Annotated in this window: 16 protein-coding genes; 1 reads left to right on the top strand and 15 read right to left on the bottom strand. The window is 42.8% G+C overall.

Features of this window, described 5'->3' with window-relative positions; translation table 11 throughout:
* Positions 1-264: 264 nt before the first annotated feature.
* Positions 265-2,961 carry a hypothetical protein gene (locus QK890_RS00330; protein ID WP_005938183.1) on the top strand — a complete coding sequence of 899 codons (2,697 nt, stop codon included), beginning with the start codon at positions 265-267 and terminating at the stop codon, positions 2,959-2,961.
* 94 nt (positions 2,962-3,055) lie between these two features.
* On the opposite strand, the gene QK890_RS00325 is transcribed toward QK890_RS00330, so the two are convergent.
* The 15 genes from QK890_RS00325 to QK890_RS00255 form a co-directional block, all read right to left on the bottom strand.
* Positions 3,056-3,586 (bottom strand): hypothetical protein, encoded by a 531-nt coding sequence (locus tag QK890_RS00325; protein WP_117694736.1) that lies wholly within the window; start codon positions 3,584-3,586, stop codon positions 3,056-3,058.
* Between the two features lie 15 nt (positions 3,587-3,601).
* Positions 3,602-4,114: a hypothetical protein gene (locus QK890_RS00320; RefSeq protein WP_005938189.1), complete on the bottom strand. Its 513-nt coding sequence runs from the start codon at positions 4,112-4,114 to the stop codon at positions 3,602-3,604.
* Between the two features lie 18 nt (positions 4,115-4,132).
* Positions 4,133-4,582, bottom strand: coding sequence for a hypothetical protein (locus QK890_RS00315; protein WP_005938192.1), 450 nt, complete (start codon positions 4,580-4,582; stop codon positions 4,133-4,135).
* A 2-nt stretch (positions 4,583-4,584) separates the two neighbouring features.
* A complete protein-coding gene (locus QK890_RS00310) occupies positions 4,585-5,133 on the bottom strand; it encodes a DUF6808 domain-containing protein (RefSeq protein WP_032945481.1) in 549 nt (182 codons plus the stop codon).
* Positions 5,117-5,722, bottom strand: a complete 606-nt coding sequence (locus tag QK890_RS00305; RefSeq protein WP_117694700.1) for an N-acetylmuramoyl-L-alanine amidase — start codon at positions 5,720-5,722, stop codon at positions 5,117-5,119. Before QK890_RS00305 ends, QK890_RS00310 begins: the two co-directional genes overlap by 17 nt.
* A 14-nt stretch (positions 5,723-5,736) precedes the next feature.
* Positions 5,737-6,096 (bottom strand): hypothetical protein, encoded by a 360-nt coding sequence (locus QK890_RS00300; protein ID WP_032945476.1) that lies wholly within the window; start codon positions 6,094-6,096, stop codon positions 5,737-5,739.
* Positions 6,084-6,329 carry a hypothetical protein gene (locus QK890_RS00295; RefSeq protein ID WP_032945474.1) on the bottom strand — a complete coding sequence of 82 codons (246 nt, stop codon included), beginning with the start codon at positions 6,327-6,329 and terminating at the stop codon, positions 6,084-6,086. Before QK890_RS00295 ends, QK890_RS00300 begins: the two co-directional genes overlap by 13 nt.
* Positions 6,313-6,819, bottom strand: a complete 507-nt coding sequence (locus QK890_RS00290) for a hypothetical protein (protein WP_032945472.1) — start codon at positions 6,817-6,819, stop codon at positions 6,313-6,315. Before QK890_RS00290 ends, QK890_RS00295 begins: the two co-directional genes overlap by 17 nt.
* Before the next feature lie 67 nt (positions 6,820-6,886).
* The gene (locus tag QK890_RS00285) at positions 6,887-8,182 is read right to left on the bottom strand and encodes an RNA-directed DNA polymerase (protein WP_254455631.1); all 1,296 of its coding nucleotides are present in this window, start codon (positions 8,180-8,182) and stop codon (positions 6,887-6,889) included.
* Positions 8,183-8,623: 441 nt separating this feature from the next.
* Positions 8,624-8,935, bottom strand: coding sequence for a helix-turn-helix transcriptional regulator (locus QK890_RS00280; protein ID WP_005938215.1), 312 nt, complete (start codon positions 8,933-8,935; stop codon positions 8,624-8,626).
* A 4-nt stretch (positions 8,936-8,939) separates the two neighbouring features.
* Positions 8,940-9,284, bottom strand: coding sequence for a type II toxin-antitoxin system RelE/ParE family toxin (locus tag QK890_RS00275; RefSeq protein WP_005938219.1), 345 nt, complete (start codon positions 9,282-9,284; stop codon positions 8,940-8,942).
* 181 nt (positions 9,285-9,465) lie between these two features.
* Complete coding sequence (locus QK890_RS00270; protein ID WP_367627101.1) at positions 9,466-17,403, bottom strand: hypothetical protein; 7,938 nt, start codon at positions 17,401-17,403, stop codon at positions 9,466-9,468.
* On the bottom strand, positions 17,400-18,038 hold the full coding sequence (locus QK890_RS00265; RefSeq protein WP_005938225.1) for a hypothetical protein: 639 nt from the start codon (positions 18,036-18,038) through the stop codon (positions 17,400-17,402). The genes QK890_RS00270 and QK890_RS00265 overlap by 4 nt, the downstream gene beginning before the upstream one ends.
* A gap of 12 nt (positions 18,039-18,050) precedes the next feature.
* Positions 18,051-18,554: a hypothetical protein gene (locus tag QK890_RS00260; protein ID WP_117572467.1), complete on the bottom strand. Its 504-nt coding sequence runs from the start codon at positions 18,552-18,554 to the stop codon at positions 18,051-18,053.
* Between the two features lie 74 nt (positions 18,555-18,628).
* Complete coding sequence (locus QK890_RS00255) at positions 18,629-20,071, bottom strand: hypothetical protein (RefSeq protein ID WP_005938229.1); 1,443 nt, start codon at positions 20,069-20,071, stop codon at positions 18,629-18,631.
* Between the last annotated feature and the right edge of the window lie 35 nt (positions 20,072-20,106).

Genomic DNA, 20,106 nt, shown 5'->3' with positions numbered 1-20,106 from the left:
TCCTGGATATTATGAGTGAGAACGGAGAATTATATCTTTATGTCAGATACCGCTCACCAACCGGCGGTCGGCATGAAGCATGTGTGTTTCCATCCAATAGGCAAGGGAAACATTTCAGAGCCTCATCTAAAAGGCTGTGCTCCGCCATACTTGATGTGTCGGGTGTAACAGACAAGGCGAGATTATGCGTTGGAGAGCCTAAGGAAAGCCAATATCATGGCACATTGCTACCAATCATTACCAAACTCCTTTTGTAAGAAAGATATGATTAAAGAAATAAAATACAACGGGTATTCTGCCAACCCATCGGACTATGAGTGCGCCGATGGGGACTTGGCAACATCGATAGGTGTTATTCCCGAAAACGGTGCACTTAAACCCATATTGCCGCCATCCGAAGTATTACAATTCAAAGGTGGTGATTCGGTTATGTATATTCATAAATCGGCTAACTTCAAGCACTATATCATCTTTAACAACAATTCTATCAGTTGGTGGAATGGTTCTGACGCACATCAGCCTGTTTTTCTTCGTTCATTTAACGAGGTATATCAGGTAACAGCTATTGGCAATACGCTTCTCATCTTGTCAACTGACGGTATGCATTATTTTCTATGGAAAGGAAATAATGACGGATATTTATATCTTGGTACAAAAATACCTGAATGCCCACTTTCATTTGGGTTGCAGGGTGAAATGGTTCGGACAGATGAGTTTTCAATATCATTTGATGCTATTAGTGAAGGCAGCATTTGGAATGAATTCTCTGATAACAATAAAACGCGAATTACAGACCAAGTACTTGCCCATATCAATAAATTTATTGCTGAAAGGTCTACAAATAAGGGCAAATTCATTTTTCCTTTCTTTGTAAGATACGCCTATCGGCTATACGATGGAACATTGACAATGCACTCGGCTCCGATTCTGATGATTGCTTCATCAGACCTTGCACCGCAAGTTTTTTGGACACACCTGACGGGAAAGGGAAAGTATACAGATGCACAACTTCGAATATGTGGAATGATACACGACCTTGATTGTGCCGTTGTTCTTCAGTCTCGCCTTGATATGCTTAAAAATTGGAAAGATATAGTTCGATCTGTTGATGTGTTTGTTTCAAAACCTATTTATACTTATGACCAAAACGGAAAATGTACAAGATTTGCACAATCGGAAAACTATAATTCTTATTGTGTATGCAAACATATAAATCAAGCAGCTTCTACCTCCAAATTTCCAATTCGTTATCAACATCATACATTCAATAAACTATATGCCTTTACATTTGACCCCAACGGACTGACTTATCCAAGTGGACGTTTGATGATTCCTCGTAGAAGTATTGATGATGTAAAAGAGGATATTCGTTCAACATCGCAATTCTACCTGCTTGAAAGTCTCCGTATTGAACAACTTTCCACTACACGTACAAAACTGGTAATCGAAGAAGATTATCTACAGTCATTGGTAACACGAGAAGTTATGACAGATGATTATGACAGTCATGATAAATTGCTTCCACATTATTCGTTTGTTTATAATTCAAGACTTAACATCGCAAACATTCAAAAAGAATTATATAACTTGTATAACACAGGAGCGATGATTACATATACCAACGGATATGTTGCTAATTTTGATGGAATGTCCCCTACTTATTTTGATGGAACAATGCCTGTTTCTGTATACTTCTATATCAAGCAGGATGGTCGGGACATAGTGGTCAATGGAGAATCTTATCAAGCGTCAATATTGGATCCGCCATTGCTGTTTTTGTTCTACCCTAATATAAACGCATACAAAGCAGTTATTGTGACGCATTATGGATTACCACAATATTATGAAGTGCCACTTGAACAGCACAAATTCCTTAACGGAGCTTTTTATTTTGCCGGTTGGGAAAATCCTCCGACAGGACTTAGTGATTATCCTACAGCAAGTCCCCGTGAACAGCGAATAATTGATTTACCGAACAAAATATACACATCGGAAATCAATAATCCATTTCACTTTCCGGTTCTCGGTATCAATACAATAGGTACTGGCACTATTCTTGGTATATCTTCGGCTGTAAAAGCTTTATCAGAGGGACAGTTCGGTCAGTTTCCACTTTATGCTTTTACATCAGAAGGTGTATGGGCCTTAGAAGTATCAAATACGGGATCATACTCAGCACGGCAACCTGTAACACGGGAGGTTTGTATAAATACGAACAGTATCACACAAATTGATAATGCAGTGCTGTTTGCCACCAATAGAGGTATTATGCTGATAAGTGGTTCTACTGTGCAGTGCATATCAGAAAGTTTAAATGCGGAAGATTTGTTTTCTATTTCTGATTTGCCAAGATCGGATAAACTTCTATCAGTTTATAATGGAAAAGCAAGCGAAAATGAACGAACGGCTCTTGACGATATTGCTATGATTCCGTTTTTTGATTTTCTTGCCGCTTGCCGGATGATATATGATTATACCAATCAGCATATCATTGTGTATAACCCGGCTGTACGCTATGCTTATGTGTTTTCGTTGAAGTCAAAGCTTTGGGGAATGATGCTGTCAGACATAGTGAACAATGTCAATTCGTATCCGGAAGCATTAGCAATGGCTGACGGAAACAGACTTGTGGATTTTTCTACATCATCTGCTGAAAACATAACGGCATTAGTGGTTACCCGCCCTTTCAAAATGGATGAGCCAGATGTGTTCAAGACGATAGATACCATCATTCAACGTGGATATTTTAAGTCGGGACATGTAGTACAAGTACTGTACGGTTCGAATGATTTGTTTAATTGGCATACTGTATGGAGCAGTACAGACAAATATATGCGTGGTTTCAGAGGAACACCGTACAAAGCATTTAGAATTGCACTCATTTGTACACTTGACAAATCCGAAAGCCTGTTAGGATTTAGTGTCCAGTTCAATCCCCGTATGCTCAACAGACTACGATAAATGAAACATATAGGTCAGTTATTTTTAAGGTTATCAGATTGTTTATAAGGAGAAAGAGCCGGTATGCGTGATGCACCCCGGCTCTTGTCTATTCTTAAAACGGTTTTAGTTTTCGTCTTATCTTGCCTTTTCGTGAAACAAGGGAAGTCTGTATCTTGATTCGGATATTTCGGGCTTTATCTTCCCAGTTGGCTTGGCTGCCTGGATTTGTTATGCTCATCCAGTCGGCAAGGACCTTGCAGACCATATATTCGTGTATCAGATGTTTTAGCAATTTCACGGTAGACAATGAAAAATTCACAGGCAAAACAAGGGTTATGAGGTATTCTTCCGGCACGGTCATAACATTATCAAGGGGTTCCTGCTTATCGGAAATTTCTTCTTTCGTATAAGGAAACAACATTTCCACGCATTCAGAATGCACGAGGTTAAGTATTCTCGTAACTCTGTCCACATTACCGTCCTGACCGATGTCGAATACTTGATGTCTGGCGTGTTCATCTTCCGCTTGCATAATGTCGCCCTCTACAAAAGAATAATTCTCCGCATCGTAAAGCAGTTCTTCCCTTTTAAATACAAGTGTTACCGCTTTTGTTTTAGACTGGCTGTTTTGACAATATACCATAGGCTTGAACATCAATTAATCATAAGTCGGTCTTTCCGGACGGCTGCGTTTGTAGAGTGCACGCTTCACGTTTTCAAGACTCACCCCGGAGTGTTGTATATACGCATTGGCATCTTCCGGACTGGTTATGGCAAACCACTCTCCAAGTGCCATATCTACAAGATATGAATGTATGCCATTTCCCAGTGCGTCCGCCGAAGCGTTGTTATAGTTAGACGGAAGCAAAAACTCCAATGAAAGTTTACCGTTATTATCTATCTCTTCATCCATCAGGTTATCGCTTGTTGTATTATCCTCATTGAGATACTCTCCAAGCAGACTTTTTAAAGAGGAAAAGGCATTGGCCAACGAACGACGTATCTGATAGCTGTTTTCATCGTCATCACTTGCTTGCATATTGGATGCGACTTGATAGCTCTTGCCGGCCGCTTCTCGTGCCTGTCCCGTCAAATACGCTTTGTTCTGAATATCATAGACAAGTTCTTTGACCTGTTGTGTCACGGTTAATGTTTTCTTATTTTCTGCCATAATATTTTGAATTAATGATTATTCGTATGTCGGGCGCATGGGCTTTCTTTTGAAAAATGCCTTACGCATTATATCCTCCATATAGGTAGCAGCTTCCGTTGCATATCCGGCAGCTTCTTCCTTATTGGTAAACGTGTACCACTTTGCAGTGACATTCATCACGAAGAATGAAAACAAGCTACGCTGCATACTTTCTTTTAGAGCTTCATCGAATGAATTCGACAGCCCCAACGAAAGCCTGTATTCACTGTCAGCTTCCGTTTCGTCAAGAAGCATTTTCTTTAAACTGTTGCATATGGTATTCTTACTCTCGCACCAAAAACGTTCAAGCATGCTTTTATCCTCATCCGTCGTAAATATACGATCGTAGGCAAGCTCATCATCCATTTTCGCACCGGTGTACGATGTGGTCTTTGCTACCTCTTCATATACTTTTTCCTTATTGACCGTTAATATAATATCTATCATAATCAGAAATCAAACAAATTATACGATAAACCTACACTAAGACATGGAGAAAATTGCGGCGTTTCTCTCAGTGTTATTCCATATCCTACCTGTAGACTGATACTGAACTTTTTCTTCTTGGGTTTGGGATAATTACCTGTTACGGTCATTATATCACGCCCGGCAAAAAGTATCAGGCTGTCAAGTTGTGGATGAAAGCCACTTACATAAGCCCGATATGTGTCTGTTTCATACATCTTCTGCGTAATGGGGATTTCAACCTCAACACTGTCTTTGTCTTTATTTGGAGGTTTAGTCGTATCTGCTACGTCCGGAGTCTGTTTCGTACTATCCGGTTTTGCAGTAGGAAGAATCTGCGTGATGTATTTAATAACGGTACTATCCTTGGGTACAGGCTTGTAATAGGGTATGGTATCGAAAACAGTTATTCTTGTGGTATCATTTATAGGTAACTTTTTATTCGATATGCAAAAACGCACATTAAAAAACAGTGATGTGAAAAATAATACCACAAACAATATTGCTACAATATCTTTAAACCATTTTACCATACTTCTGAATATATCTGGTTATTGCCTCTACATGGGTTTTAACAATAGCTTGTTTGCCTTCTTCGGAACAAAGGTACAGGACATCATCCTTGTTATCCTGAAAAAAGTTTTCCGTAAGTACAGCCGGGCATTTTGTCTTACTCAAAATATAGAAGTTTTCTTCCCAGTCAGGATCGTCGTCAGAATTATCTTTGCGTATTCTTTGACTGATAAAGTTTTTTTCAGCTTCTTCATACAAGAAAGTTGCCAGTTTATCAGCCTTTGTCTTGCCTTTCGATGTATAAGCGCTCCATCCTCTTGCGTTCATCCATTCTGCACCGTTTCCGGCAGCATTGCAGTGGATAGAAACAAGAACTACATTGGCCGTTCCATATCGTCCGCAAACTTCGTTTACACGCCTTGCACGTTCTGATAGTGGAACATCTACTGTTTCCCGAACAATGCGTTCGGTATCATAACCTCTTGCGGAAAGTTCATGTGCTATTCTATCTGCAATTTCACGTGCATAAGCATATTCACGCAACGAACCGTCAGGACTACGTTTTCCGGGAGTGTTTTCACCATGCCCGTTATCAATCAATATCTTCATACTTATTTATTTGGTTAATATTCACTTGGTGGGACGCGGTCTGCACAACCATGTTTATTGCATTTCCGGAATTCCAGTGCTTGATTCTGAACGGCAAGCTCGCTGTTCTTTTCGCTTAGCTCGCGGATAGCGTCACGATACTTGGTTATCTCGGCGTAAAGGTGGTCAATTTTGGCGTCCAGTTCGACAACTCGCTTTTCCTTCTTCTCGTACAATTCTTTCCATTCAGCAGCATAAGCTGTGATGTTATCTGCTTCGGTTTTTTCAGCCTCGGCATCTGCCTTTTTCTTTTTGCTTCTAAGCAATAACAAGGGCAATATAACTAATGTGATGAGCGAACCGACAACTTGGATAATCGTGCTTAGTTGTTCCATATTAAAGTTCCTTCTATTAGTTGTCCTATCATTGCTCCGGCTACTGTAAGACCAAAGTCAATCCAATCCCATCTACCGCCATGCACCTTGTCTTTATATTCCAAAGCACCTGCTGTCAAAACTCCGGCATACATTGCGGTAAACCAACCAAATGCAAAAATGCCGATAATCAGTCCTCCTATGAGGTGTTTCCACCTGTTACTCATTCCGAGCCATTCAATCAACTTTTTCATCGTTATTACTTTTTAAATTAAATACCGTCCAATCCACTTCATCCTTTTCTTTCCACCCTTCCTGAACAGTCTTTATCACATAGGCGCACGCTGCTTGGGAGAACGCAATAAAATCATCTGCATTCTCGAAAGTATGATAGATGGGCGTACCATCTTCCTGTTCATTGATTTTTAGAATAAGCGGATAAGGAATCTTTTCACTACGTTCTATAGCGGAAAAGTTTAATTGGTTTTCGGGTGAAAGATATACTGCTTTCCCGTTCCAGACAAAGCCGTTTATAATCTTTTCCTCCGTAGCCGTGTTTATAGCGGACACAACAAGTTCCTTGACTTCGGAAAGTGTGGGTTTATGGTCGAATGTATGCCGGTACTCCCAGCCATTCTCACTATTCTCATCATCTTTCCCGAAGCCATAAAACAGTATCCACTTGGAGCGTCCTGTACGTACAAGACAATCCTGCCGCTTCTTTGTGCCGTAAATCTTTTCCATTGCATGAATTTTGATTTACGACAAAAGTAGCGGATACCGAGCGGATTAGTATGTTATCTTTTTCCCGTCAGGTAAAATTGTATTTTCGTTTGCCTCCGTCAAACATTTCACATTTGAGAACTGTTTCAAATGGAAAGCCGTCCTCAATATCGCTGATTTGGTCAAGAATACCTTTCATCTCAACCGATGCAGTAAAGAACTTTCCCCATTCTTGAGTCCTGGGATTGCGGAACGATACCAGATAACGGTCTTCCCCCTCTTTGGTGTCTATTCCTGTTTCAAAATCATGTATCTCAATTGGAATATTTACGATGTCGCTCAAACGCATAACCTTGCCGGGAAAGCGTTTTTTTCCATCTGCTGGAGTGTACGTAACACCCATTTCGGAAAATTTCTTCATGTTGTTCTTGGTAAGTATATAAAATAAATGTTTGCAATCTGCATGGCAGGCCATACCCTTGAATGAACCGATTATTTGCTGTCTCCGTTTCCGTGATTTAATCTTGGAAAGTTTTCGGGCTGCATTTACTTTTGTCCGTTTTCGTAGCAATGTATAGTCGCCGTAGTTGACAAAGCCAAGGGCATCCATACCGGAGGATATGGGAGCCACTTTTTCGCTTGGTTTTATTGTCAGCCCTATTTGAGCTGCTTCATAGTGTAGTTTGTCCCGCAATTTCCACAAATCACGTTTACTCTCACCGAGAATAAAGATGTCATCACAAAAACGGAAGTAATGTTTTGCACCATATTCATCAATCATCCGGTGATCAATATCATTATGGTAAAGGTTTCCAAAGAATTGTGAGGAACGCAGTCCTTTGCTTATGCCATGCTTCCCGTTGGGATATAGTGCTTTGACAAAATTTTCAAGAATAGGCAATAAGACAGGGTCTCCGACATATCGCCTGATTGTGGAGATTAATATATCATGGTCAATACTGTCATAATATCCTTTATAATCGCTTTGATAATAATAGTGTATATTGGGGTTCTCTGCCAATGTATCCTGCACCTGATGGAACAGACCATGCGGTCCGCGTCCTTGTATGGATGCAGCCGTTGTTTCTATCAATAGGGGTGAAAGATGCTTTTCCAACGGCTCCATAATCGCATTGCTTCCAATACGCTCTATGACTGACGGGGCTTGCACAATTCTTACTTTCGGTCCGTCATCCACAGTAAACGACTTGAGGTTCTTTATACGGAATGTGCCGTTACCTATCTGTTCTTTCAGCGCATCAAGTATCTTATGCTTGTTTTTTACATAACGGGCCATTCTTGGTGAACATTCAATGCCATCTATTACAGCTATCTCTCTTTGCCGATTTCCGCTTCGGGTATCTGCACTTCTCAGATTTGCCATGACACGCTTGAATGACCTTTCCAAATTCTCATCGGATATAATCTCCGGTATGAGATTATATAACGGATAACAGACCGCAGTTGCAGCTACGGCCGGTTGGAATAAATCGTATATATCGCTGACCGCCTTCCGGTCTCGTGGGGAGTGGTCCAACCTCTCCCCACATGTGGTTAAAGATATGTTCCGGCTTTCCATTAATAAATATATATTATCATGCTGTTGCCGAGGCTCGAATCCCTCGGAGAATGGCGGTGGTAATCTCGTACCTGTGCAGGGTCTCCGATTAATTTAACCAACAGAATTTCAGACGCGCCCCGTAGTTCGTGTTCGAGTTCGATGAAGCGTTGTTCGCGTTCGCATAAGCGAGACCGCTGTTCGCATTCGAGTTGTTGCCGGACCGCAAAACACAACGGCGCGAGGGATTGTCCGCCTTTTATTTTTTTAAAGAGTTATGCTTCCTAAACCGGAAATACTCAAAGACGCCTTCATACCCATGGCCTTAAACACTCGCGCAATGGTGGAAAGGGTCAGATTACGTCCGCTTTCTATCTTGGATACTTGTGAACGCTGTACACCGATTTTTTGTGCCAATTCCTCTTGGGTCATGTTTTGGGATTTACGGGCTTTTTTTATGGCTTCCCCAATCAAAAATGATTGCAATTCAGCTTCATACTTATCCCTGTGCGGTGTACCGACCTCACCTATATGTTTATCCTTAACTTCATCAAGGGTATAAAATTTAATTGCTTCCATATACTTATTTTTTTGAGTTGAAATATAATATTCTGACGGCTTCCGCCTTGTTTATCTCTTTGCGTGGGGTCTTTTGTGTTTTCTTCACAAATCCATGCGTGGCAATGACCAACGTTTCCGCGTCGGTGTCCCAAAAAGCCAACAGACGATATTGAATACCTTTATACAGGGTGCGAAACTCCCAAATGTCAGTATCATCTAATTTCTTGAATAAATCTTTGTCCATATAACCATTGGCTACCTTATCTACATTATAGATAATTTTATCCTTAACATCTTGGCGCAGAGTGTCAAGAAATGCATCGGCTTCACTCGACATTATTACTTTGAATCTCGTTTTCAATTCCATATCTTATATCATTCACAATGCAAATATAGTGAAAATGTTCTATATATGGAACGTTTTACAGACAAAAATACAACCACATAAAAATTAGTTTCAAAAATCGACTCGCTTACGCGAGAAAAAGAAAGAGGGAGCAGCCTACGGCTCTCCCTCCAACGCTTTTTTCGAAATCGCGAGGTCCGCTCTATTCAATTATAACGAATTTTCCGCGGAAGGCCAGACGCGCCCCGTAGCTCGCGTTCGAGCTCGATGAAGCGTAGATCGCGTTCGCATAAGCGAGACCGCTGCTCGCATTCGAGCTGTAGCCGGACCGCAAAACACAACGGCCTCGGCTTCCACTTATCCAAAATCCTGCTGCATAATGTGTTACATACATACTTGTATCTCCCTTGTGTACTCTGCTGGGCAATACATCGCACTTGGCACCATGTACTATGCGCACGACACAATTTCCATTGGAAGCGTCAACTGTTTTAACAGTCCGTTCGGTTTTGTTTACGGGGTCATAAATATGCGCTGTATAATCTATTGGATATGAACTGTCGTTCTCCGTGCATTTTGCCTTGTAGAACGCTTCATAGCTCGGCACATTAAAAGCGATATAGTCCATCCATTCTGAATCACAACCCACATAATGCTTCAATCCAAGTATGGAGTTGAGCGTATTGCCGGTATTATTGCTGTCAGCCATGCCAATGGAATCCAGTTTATTCAGAATGCTGTCATGTCCGCCATTGCCCACAACCGACTGTTCGTTGGTTGTTCCGCTCAAAGCCCACCATAGATTGCTAATCTCTTTATGCTGTTCGTAATCCTGCAACTGATAGCCAACTCCACGTAAGCGGCAGATGTTTTGGAAATCCTTTGCCGTGTAATTCAAACCGCCGATAGGCATCTCAATAGGATTACCCTCACTGTCGTATTTCCATTCGTTAGATGTAACGGACGTCCCGTTGCCTTTCTTCGAACGTATATCACCGGAAAGGCTGCGTGGCATCTTCAAACCGTCAACGGTAATAGGATATACACCGACCAGACTGTCGTTGTCGCCAACCGTGTGTTCGGTCCATTCAGGTTCTATGGCTTCAATACTGCTGCTGTCTACAACAAGGCACTCTATGTCGCCAATGTCACGGAAAGAAGTGAAATAAAACCATTTTGCACCGTTAGGTATGTCACAGAACACATAATCACCGATGTTGAAGTCAAAATAGGTATGGCTTACAGACATGATGAACGTACTGAGCACACGGTTGTTTTCGTCAGTGAACACGCCTCCAAGCCGGGCATGGTTCAGACCGGGCCATCTTACCTGCTTCATTCCTCTCACATCCATCTTGTAGCTGTTCGTATTGGATGCGGTGGTTATGACATCCTCGCCTATGACTTCACCGACAACAGCATCAATCGCATACACTCCGGTATTTTCCATATATAGCAATTCCGACAACAGGGATTTTCTGCTATGCAATGCAGTTGAGAGCGGTTCGGTCTCTGTTATAGAAGGGAAAAAATACTTTACTTGGTTCTTGTAGTCGTTCACTCCCTTGTACCAATGGTGCGGAGCATGCCAGAATATATCAAAGCCCTCTCCGGCGGCGTCCGTTATGTCAAAGCTGCTGCCGTTTTTCAGGTAGTTGAAATCCGTATCGCTTAACTGCACGCCTTCCATCTGGTTTTTCTTCGTGTTGAATGAGCATTTATAGGCATGGCATCCTTTCTTGATGGCAAGGGTATGCCCGCTTGGAATATATGTGTTGCCATAATCCGCCCCCGTCTTATTTTCGGGATTGCTATACTTCTCACACGAATCATTGTCTACCGTATCGCTGATTTTCACAATAGAGAACTGCGAATTATGAAGTTCAAGTTGGGGAAAATACCGGACAAGCTCTTCGATTTCGTTCTGCTCTATCAGTTCGACCAATATCCATCGTCCGGTTATTCCGCTACACTGTCCTTTTTCATCGTACGCATTACCATTCGCATCCAATCCTATAGCCCCACCGTTTTTTATGGAACGAAGCATTTCAACACTCGCCGTAGCATTTACGTTGGGAATACGGACGGTTTTCAATTCACTTGCATTGACCACCTGTTCCAACAGAGTCATCGTATCAATATACGGACATTCATTCACGAATATTTTTGTAACCTTACTGACACCACCAAGAGAAAGCCCGCCGGGATAAGTCAGATTAGGCAGATTGTTCAATACAAGTTCAGTGATAGTACCGGGAAGGGCAAGCGTACTTATCGGAGAAGTTTCAGCAAACGTTATTGCAGACAAAGAAGTATTATCGGCATGCACACTCTCCATTCGTGGACACTTTGAGCAATTGACGGTTATAATTTCCGTGTTTCGAATATCCAATGTAGTGAGAAACGGCATGTCTCCTAAATCCAAATTGGTAAGAAATCCGGTGTTTCCGGGCGACATTTTCCATTCCTTATGATTTTCACTACCGAGATACAGTTCCTGTAGCAACGACATTTTTGAAAGGGTATTCCCGAATTGAGGGTCAATACTTACTTCACTTAAATCTATCATGCTCATGCGGTCTGCCTGATATATGTACAGCATGATGTTTTCCCCATGCTGGAAATCTGTGAATGTACCGCTTTCCCCTGCCTTCAGAAAGATTCCCTGTGTAATGTTTCCACTATCGTTACCGATACCGAAATACCCACTCTTGGCCGCTTTAAATCTGATGACTGCACCTTCTTTTGCACCGATACGTCCACCAATATAACCGCTTTCCGCCTTGAAATCCCCACAGCGGTAGTATCCGTCACGGATGCGCCAGCGTTGTTCTATAAAAGCGGGAAGAGATGTCAGCCCCAGCCCTTGCAATGCATAGAAATAGAGGTCGTTATATCCTGTATATTTGATATACTTCCGTTCTCCGTCATAACTTGAAACAACTTTAGGCCATTTTTTCATTATCTGTTTTACAAAATAATAGTCAGCCCCCTTGGGAGAAAACGGTCCGGCACCGATTCCAAGTGTATCGGGAAGCGAACGCATCGTATCTGCTATTGCAGGCAATGTAATTGTATTGGCATTTTGGTCTACATCCATAGTCTGCTGACCACGTATATCATTCCAAAGCACGCTTCCTCTTCCGGCGTATGCACTGTTTGTCAGGTCACCGGGGTCAACTTCCGGGTCAATGGTTTGCCCGCCGTCATTATCCTTACCGTTACAGGTATCACAGTCATAAACTTTATTAAGATACATTCTTCGTGCTTCCATACCGTTTGCTCCGCTATAAACACCGTCCTTGACGCTGCAGCCGTCTTCAAGGAAGAACATCGGTTGCATGTTTTTCGCCTGTTGGTCGACAGCGGCAAGATAATCGGTGAAAAGATAATAGGAAACCAATGAGTACGGATTGATGTATTTCCACATCTCTGTCTTCCAAATTTCCTGCCATTTCCCTGCGAGTTCTTCCTTGGCATAATCGCAACTATCACAGAATTTCAGGACTTGATAAAGGTCATAAGGGACTTTCCGTCCCATAGCCAAGTCTATCTGTAGCTGGTCATCGTCTATCATGCATTCAAAGTACCTTGTCCACATCGGATAAGTATCCTGTCCGAGTTTGAGTTTCGTTACCCACGAGGACTCTGCGGTAGTAGGTTCCATCATATCTTCAACGCTGCCAACCCCTTGCCACCAGTTCATTCCATCATATGTGAGCAATTCGTAACCGCTTACCGGATTAAGGACCTTGCCTGTAATCTTCCACTTGCCGTTTTCCTGCTTCATCTCTCCGGCTTGTCGCGTCCACTCTCCCCGTTCGTATGACATAAACCGGTAGTCCTGTCCGCAATATAGGGAAAGAAGATAAAGCTTTTCTTTATCGGTGGTAATATCATTCTTAAAACGTGTTTCTATCTGGTCGAGGCTTTCGCCATTTTGTCCGAAATATTCCACAAAATCTCCATAGTTCACGCAGCCTTTATTGTAACCGGGAGTATCTTTAAACCCAAGCGCAACCTGTTCTCCCTTATCCTCTTTCCAGTTTCCTTTTGCATGAAACCATGCGTCTGTCAAGCTTTCCTGTGTAGCACGGAATGCGGCAATGGGATGATTGGCTGTCGAGTGATTCATTTCCAATCCCTTTAATGATATGTCACTCTTTGCCCAAGTTCCATCGAATGAACGCTGAGCGGGAGTCAGGTAATTACTTCCGAGTGCACGAAATGTGGCATTCATCAAACCGCACACACCGCAGTCGTTGGCATTGGAGCTGTCGGAATAATCCACTTTCACCGTTATTATTTTTACCGGAATAGAATCTTCGCCTACACGGACATAACCTATTTTCATCAGTTTATATGATATTTGAGCATCTTCACTGTCATAATCCGGATAAATAGGAGTTACCTCCCAACCATCATTCTTTTGAAGATAGAAACGGTCGTTCTTGATAGGCCGTTTTGCCGAAGTGGTTCCCTGCCTGCGCCATTGCACATTGATAGCCTTAAAACTTCTCCACGGCATAGTCGGATGATAATAGAACAACGTACATTTGAACTTCTTGCTTGTATCAATATCACCGTCAAACGTGTCAAAGGTTTGCTGGTCTGACACGACCACATAATAAGGTATGCCTTTTGCGGAAAGGGCTTCTATTGTCGGACGATTCTGTGTATCAAGCACATTCTCCGCTTCATACTCCTGTATCATTGCTGAAGTATCAGTCAACTTGCACAAATAGTTTCTAAAAGCTTGCGCCCATTCATAATGACTGTTGTAGGCAAGTACATAATACAAATACAGGTCTCCTTCCGTTCCGTCAAATGTTATGGTTTTTGAATTAAGGATAGCACCGCTATTACTGATATATCCTATACAGCCGACCTCTTCACCATTCAAATACAGTTTGATACAGGAATAATTGCTTCCCCCACGTGATACATAAATGGTAGATGGTTCTACAACTACGGCCATGGTAATTTTTTCACCTTGTCGGAATGAGCGTTCCACCAAAGCCGGTTGTCCGGTCTTGCAGTATATCGCAGCTTTATTTCCACAGACATAGAAACCGGCTCCGCTATCAGGGTCATAGCATTCTATCAGCTTTGAATCAGCTTCCTTGATATTTTTGGTGGCAAAGGCAAATTGGATGGCACATCCGCTCGTAGTTTCCACTGATGCGTTTCCAAAAGGATGGTAATCCAATATTTCAGCTGTTACATTTTCTGCAATACGCAAAGAACGCTCCTTAAGAAAGTCTACAAATCCGTTGCTTGACCAGTTTGCACCTCGTACATCCATTGTCACTCCGTTATGTGTGATAGTATGATCGCTCTCACTGTTGCTACGTGTAGAAAAATCATATCCGAACAAAGCACCGTCCTTGATCGCTATATCAATGGCACTCCCTTTTATCGTAACCTTGATTTCATTGGTGGATACACCGCCACTTTCGGCATGTACGGTAATACTTTGGCTTCCGTCCGTACTATATCCGCTTATCTGCTTGTTCACTGTAACCGTTTCGGCAATCATAGCTTCCACAGCTGTAACTTTCTCCTCGCTGTAGAAAACATCTACATGCGTTTCAGTCTTGCCGGGAGTATACGCAGCCACCTCTACGGTAAGGTTGTCATATAAACGTAACGTGCCGTTGTTCTTGTCATTGAACCTGATGGCGACGATGGGAGTATTACTGTTTTCGTCCACACACATGATAGCGGAATAGATGGTGTTTCCCTTTACTCCGGATTTCTTCTCCGTACCGTATATTCGTACAGGATATGCGCCATGCGAAAGTCTTTCTCCGCCACCGAATACATTTGTTGGATTGACAGAGATGCCTTTGGTATAACTGTCGCTTACCGTTGCTTCACCAAGTTTCTTCCATTCTCCATTATAGAACATCTCCACTACTGCAAGAATGGATGAAGTGTTATTAGGGAATTTATAGAATTGTCCGATATTTTTTGCCGGACCACCTGCAACAAGGATAGTATCACTTGTGTAATTCAAAGCCATGGGTTGTTCTACGGTAATATCCACAGCCATAATGGTAATGGCTTTTTTCTTGGTATTTCCATCCGAATCTGTAGCTTGTACAAAGAAGCTTTTGCTGGCGGCACTGCTGAAATAACTTGTGAAGTCAAGTTCAAACTTGTAATCGGTCGCACTTGCAGAGCCTACAGTGTTCATATCCTCACTGGATAATGTCAGTCCGGTGCCTGCATCAATAATAGTGATGTTACGAATGACACCAAGCACCTCGTTACCATCAGGATAGCTGACACTACGCAAAGCTACATTGATTTTTATCTCTGAGCCGAATGCCATAATAGGAGCGGCTTCCTCGAAATAGATAGACAATGTACTATCCTCACTGGAGCCGCCACCACCTCCATTTTTGGGTATTTTAAGCACAATATCCTCTATCTGTCCGCCATTCAGATTGGTGGCTTTGTAGTAAATGTAGTCTTCATCACTTTCTTCATCAAATCCGCCGATAGCTTTCTCCTGCATTATGTATGCCCCGCCTGTGGAAAGGGCATCTTTTCCTCCCTCTGCCGGTTTGTCGGATGTTTCCACCTTGCTTCCGCCACTGCCGAATGCTACCCACGGTTTCAGATCATCAGGGCTGATGTCACTCTTATCGCGTGTGAACTGATAGGCAAGCCATACAGGTGCGCCATTTTTATCACTTTCCGCAGTCTTGAATGTAAGGACGATACCGCTTTTCAAATAAGAGAACCCGCTTTCTTTCTCAAGGTCAACAACAGCTTTTATGGCTGTTCCCAAAGTATATTCTCCATCTCCGCAAAGGTCGTTCACGTTGATGGTGTTGCCTACGTTTCCACCACCGGAAGTCCCGAAATCCGTCCAGTTGTTTTCTTTACTCCAATCAGAGGTATTTGTCCATTGTTTTGAAACCCATCCGGCTTCTGTAAGGAATATCAAGACAACACCCGGAATCTGCAAAGCAGAAGCATATTCAGAAGTCGCACACCTGTCAAGTGCTACGGAAAATGTTATCTCCCTATCTGAAAGGTCAAACAGATGATTGACATTCACAACGCTACGCGATACGACTTGTTTATTGAGTGAAAGTATTGCCTTCTTGTTTTCTTCGACCTGCTTCATATCTTCCTGTAACTTCGCACCTTCATCACCGGGGAATGCAGTAGAGCTTGTATGTCCGAGAGCAAGGTCGGAGCCAATTGAAGTCAGTTGCTTACCGCTCCAACGATAACTTTTTCCATCTTCTTCACATAGAAAGACTTTGCCGGAAGAGGGTATTCGCCCGTTTGTACTTGCCGTACCGAAAACATCTGCATCCAACCAGTTGTTATAATAAGTAGCAGTCTCGGATTCTCCGATTGTCGGAACGTATGCAAGCACAAAGCAACCATGTTCCTTATCATATACAACTTTACAACCCTCATCGTTGGAATTTTTGTCTATGGATTCATTTTTTACAGTAATGCCTACGGAAATGCCATAAAAATCTACCACGTCATCAATGTATCCGGGCAAATGTCGGCTCGGTACTTTCCCTTGTTCGTCAAGAGGGGCGATTCCTCCGTTTTCACCTTTTGATTCTTTGAAAGAGTTCAGTTGGCTTCCAACTTCATTCGCCTTGTTGTTTGCCTTGTTTGCAGTATCCTTGGTCGTGTTTACTTGGTCTTGCAACGAGTTGACACTATCACCAAGCGTGGTGAGGTTGGTGTCTTGCGCTTTGTTGCGGGCTTCTATATCCGTAATGTCGTCCTGCAATTTGGTAATATCCTCTTGCAGTTTTTCTACGGCTTCGTTATACTGACCGCTGTCTATGGTCGGGTTGCCTCCACTCTGTCCGGTCGGAACCCATTCTCCGCCATCGCCCACATATATGGGAGCTGGTAAGGAAACACCCACAAGTGCCCACCATCCGTCATGTGGTAAAGGATAAGCCGCTTTCAGTTTTTCGATGGTCGTGAACAGTCCTTTGCTCACTCCCTTGATATTTTTTGCCTCAAGCCAGCCGTCCACCATTACGTTTCCTTTCAAGTGGGTCTTTCCCTGAACGGTCGCGTCACCACCTATCGCTGTATTGCGACCAACGGAGACATCACCGTCTATATGCTTTGATTCGTAACTCATATTAATACAGATTTAGCCAATTCGTTCAATGCGGCACTTTTTTCCGTATCGCCGAATGTCGTTAATACTAATGCAGCTATGGTATATATCACAGCATCATAACATTTCTCACAGATTTCTACCGCGCCATATTTGTCTATTTTCGGGTAAGGCAGATATACAGCACGGCTCACTTTCGCTTCTGTCGTTTTGCATGAATAAAATTCCATCACTCTTCCTTCCGGTCGTATGGATATGGCGCATACAGGCCGTTGACACGTTCCTCTTATGCCTTTAAATCGGGAAGACTGTTTTTCATATTCAGGGTCATCGGTGTTTATGGGATTAAATACCGCACGCTCCCAATCGTTCATTTGGAAAACGACAAAACGCATGAAATCTTCCGGCAGTAATATCCATCCGCTTTCATGCTCTTTCCAATATATGGCATCACCGAAGTTGTGTCCGCCGTCAAGCAAATAGGACGGTGCAGAGCTGTGCACACGCTTTACTGCTTCCAAAATCTTTGATGCAATGATGTCGTCAAGTGCAAGAGTGTCCACATCGCCTATAATCTTCAACGTATCGCTGTTCATGTTTTGGTCCAGGGCGGTGCGTACATCCTCCTGTATTTTGTTCTTCTGATATACAGCCATAAGCCCTTATCTTTATTCCAGACCTTCAAACTCAATTCCGTTTGCTGCTGCCTGCTCCATGATTGCCTTGGTCGAGCGCATGGAAGTGCGGCTGATACCGAAAGTGTCTGCAAGGTAATCTTTTGCACTTGCAATGTCGCTTACTTTGACTTTGCGAGATGTCGTATTGTTATCCCCTGCGTCTTCTTGCGGCATTTCGTCCTGTCTGCCGGTTTCGTTGGCAGGCGTGTCTTCACCATTGTGCGTACTTTCGGAATGAAGTTTTTCAGATGAACCGTTTTTAGACGCTTTTCCGGCTGTTTCTACTGTCTCGGATTGCCCGTGCACAGAATGAAGTTTGAACAGTTTGCCAAACTTGTAATGGTTCTCAACAGACTTCTGTATGTCCTCGTTGTCGGTAGTGAATACACTGCTTCCGTTTGACAATGGAACGAATGCGATATGCAGGTTCTTCTTGCTCGGAAGTACCACATTAATACTGATATTGGTATTCGCCTTGTAGGTTTTCGTAATCATATTCTTAAAAGTAAAAAGGGGACGGGACACCTTATCCCATCCCCGGTAATTAATAATTCTTTATGAACTCTTTATTATGCCGCATTTAAATCTTGGGCGGGTGCTTTAGCCAGTCTCATACGTGCATGTGCCTTTGCATAGCGCAGATACAGGCAGCTCACCTCTTGGATAACTACCGCATCGGTACGGCGGATACCGGCCTTTTGCAAGTCGAGTACGTTACGTGCCCAAGACACATGTGTTTTTTTGGAAAGATATTCCGGATCCATTGCAAAGCCGCAATCACTCATTCCGTTTACATCGAACAGTTCATGATGTATGGTCAATACTTCTCCGAAATCAGTATCCCAAGATTTGAATTTCAAGTTCCATACCTCCACGGTATCTTTCAAGCGGAATTTTTCGCTCTTTATCTTGGAGAATGCAGAGAGCATATCACTTCCACAAAATAAAATCTTACGCTTGTTACCGATGCCGGTACCAACAAAAAGGTCTTTGGTAATATCCACAAGGTTTTCATCGGTAATTATGGCGCATTTCTTGTCAGTATCCCATTCGCCCACCTCGATGTCCTTTCCGGCCATCCACCAGATACCACCTGTAAACCAAGTGTTCATGCCGTCCTTTGCAATGTGCTTGATAACCTGCTTCACACCGAACAGATAAGTATTTTCCATTGCGAGGCGCATATCATATACACCGTCTTCTTCAATGTCTGAGAAATTCCAGTTCACTTCTTTGGCGGCAATCTTGTCAAAAGTTGATTGCTCTACCTGAATCATGAAGTTCTGACAATACTGGGTTTCAGGCATAGGGATATTATTGAATCGTCCTGTCTGAACATCCAATTCCCCACATGCTTTTCCCATGCGTACAAGCGTTGTTCCTTGTGGAATTTCCGGAACAAGAATCGGCTGTTTGCTTGAATCATCCATTTTGCCATTTACGGCATACACTGTAGGAAGATTTGTTGAGCTGTCCTTTCCGCACACACAAAGCACGAGGTCCGGAACGTTGCTGTCATCTTCCGTATATTTCGTTCCGTCCGGTTTGGTGATGGCACTGACACCGACTACCCTAATGGTATCATCCAACGTGAACATATTCAAATCATCTACCGGCAACGACACGCTCGCACCGCTGAGCATAGCTTCCAGCTTTTTGTTGGTACTGCATTTGATTTCACGTGTACCCACGCTGTAATACTTCACTTCAAATGAATTGGTGGAGCTTGATTTTGCATAACGGCTGATTTGGTCAATTGGAGTAGCCATCGGACGGATTTTCACGATGCGTTTGTCCACATCACTCAAATAGAAATTTGGGTCACCGGTTTCACGCCCTCCTGTTTCAGTGGAAATACCGTCTGTTCCACCCGTACCGTCCGCACCGGCTGTTGTTTTACCCGCATCAGGCAGGTTCGATGCTTCTGCCATCATGACACCGCTTGATGCACCCGTCACAAACGCCAATATCATCAGCGTAATGCGACAAAAGAAACTCATTGTTTTCTTCATTGCTCGAAATTTTAAAAGTTAAAAATGTAATTGGT

This window comes from Bacteroides sp. NGMCC 1.200775, from assembly GCF_040798045.1.
In the GTDB taxonomy this organism is placed as follows: domain Bacteria; phylum Bacteroidota; class Bacteroidia; order Bacteroidales; family Bacteroidaceae; genus Bacteroides; species Bacteroides hominis.
Note: the sequence above shows the minus strand (reverse complement) of the source record. Positions and strands in the feature narration are given on the sequence as shown.

Excerpts from the sequence above, each read along its gene's own strand:
- QK890_RS00330 (WP_005938183.1), top strand. The coding sequence starts at position 265 with ATGATTAAAGAAATAAAATACAACGGGTATTCTGCCAACCCATCGGAC.
- QK890_RS00325 (WP_117694736.1), bottom strand. The coding sequence starts at position 3,586 with ATGGTATATTGTCAAAACAGCCAGTCTAAAACAAAAGCGGTAACACTT.
- QK890_RS00320 (WP_005938189.1), bottom strand. The coding sequence starts at position 4,114 with ATGGCAGAAAATAAGAAAACATTAACCGTGACACAACAGGTCAAAGAA.
- QK890_RS00315 (WP_005938192.1), bottom strand. The coding sequence starts at position 4,582 with ATGATAGATATTATATTAACGGTCAATAAGGAAAAAGTATATGAAGAG.
- QK890_RS00310 (WP_032945481.1), bottom strand. The coding sequence starts at position 5,133 with ATGGTAAAATGGTTTAAAGATATTGTAGCAATATTGTTTGTGGTATTA.
- QK890_RS00305 (WP_117694700.1), bottom strand. The coding sequence starts at position 5,722 with ATGAAGATATTGATTGATAACGGGCATGGTGAAAACACTCCCGGAAAA.
- QK890_RS00300 (WP_032945476.1), bottom strand. The coding sequence starts at position 6,096 with ATGGAACAACTAAGCACGATTATCCAAGTTGTCGGTTCGCTCATCACA.
- QK890_RS00295 (WP_032945474.1), bottom strand. The coding sequence starts at position 6,329 with ATGAAAAAGTTGATTGAATGGCTCGGAATGAGTAACAGGTGGAAACAC.
- QK890_RS00290 (WP_032945472.1), bottom strand. The coding sequence starts at position 6,819 with ATGGAAAAGATTTACGGCACAAAGAAGCGGCAGGATTGTCTTGTACGT.
- QK890_RS00285 (WP_254455631.1), bottom strand. The coding sequence starts at position 8,182 with ATGGCAAATCTGAGAAGTGCAGATACCCGAAGCGGAAATCGGCAAAGA.
- QK890_RS00280 (WP_005938215.1), bottom strand. The coding sequence starts at position 8,935 with ATGGAAGCAATTAAATTTTATACCCTTGATGAAGTTAAGGATAAACAT.
- QK890_RS00275 (WP_005938219.1), bottom strand. The coding sequence starts at position 9,284 with ATGGAATTGAAAACGAGATTCAAAGTAATAATGTCGAGTGAAGCCGAT.
- QK890_RS00270 (WP_367627101.1), bottom strand. The coding sequence starts at position 17,403 with ATGAGTTACGAATCAAAGCATATAGACGGTGATGTCTCCGTTGGTCGC.
- QK890_RS00265 (WP_005938225.1), bottom strand. The coding sequence starts at position 18,038 with ATGGCTGTATATCAGAAGAACAAAATACAGGAGGATGTACGCACCGCC.
- QK890_RS00260 (WP_117572467.1), bottom strand. The coding sequence starts at position 18,554 with ATGATTACGAAAACCTACAAGGCGAATACCAATATCAGTATTAATGTG.
- QK890_RS00255 (WP_005938229.1), bottom strand. The coding sequence starts at position 20,071 with ATGAAGAAAACAATGAGTTTCTTTTGTCGCATTACGCTGATGATATTG.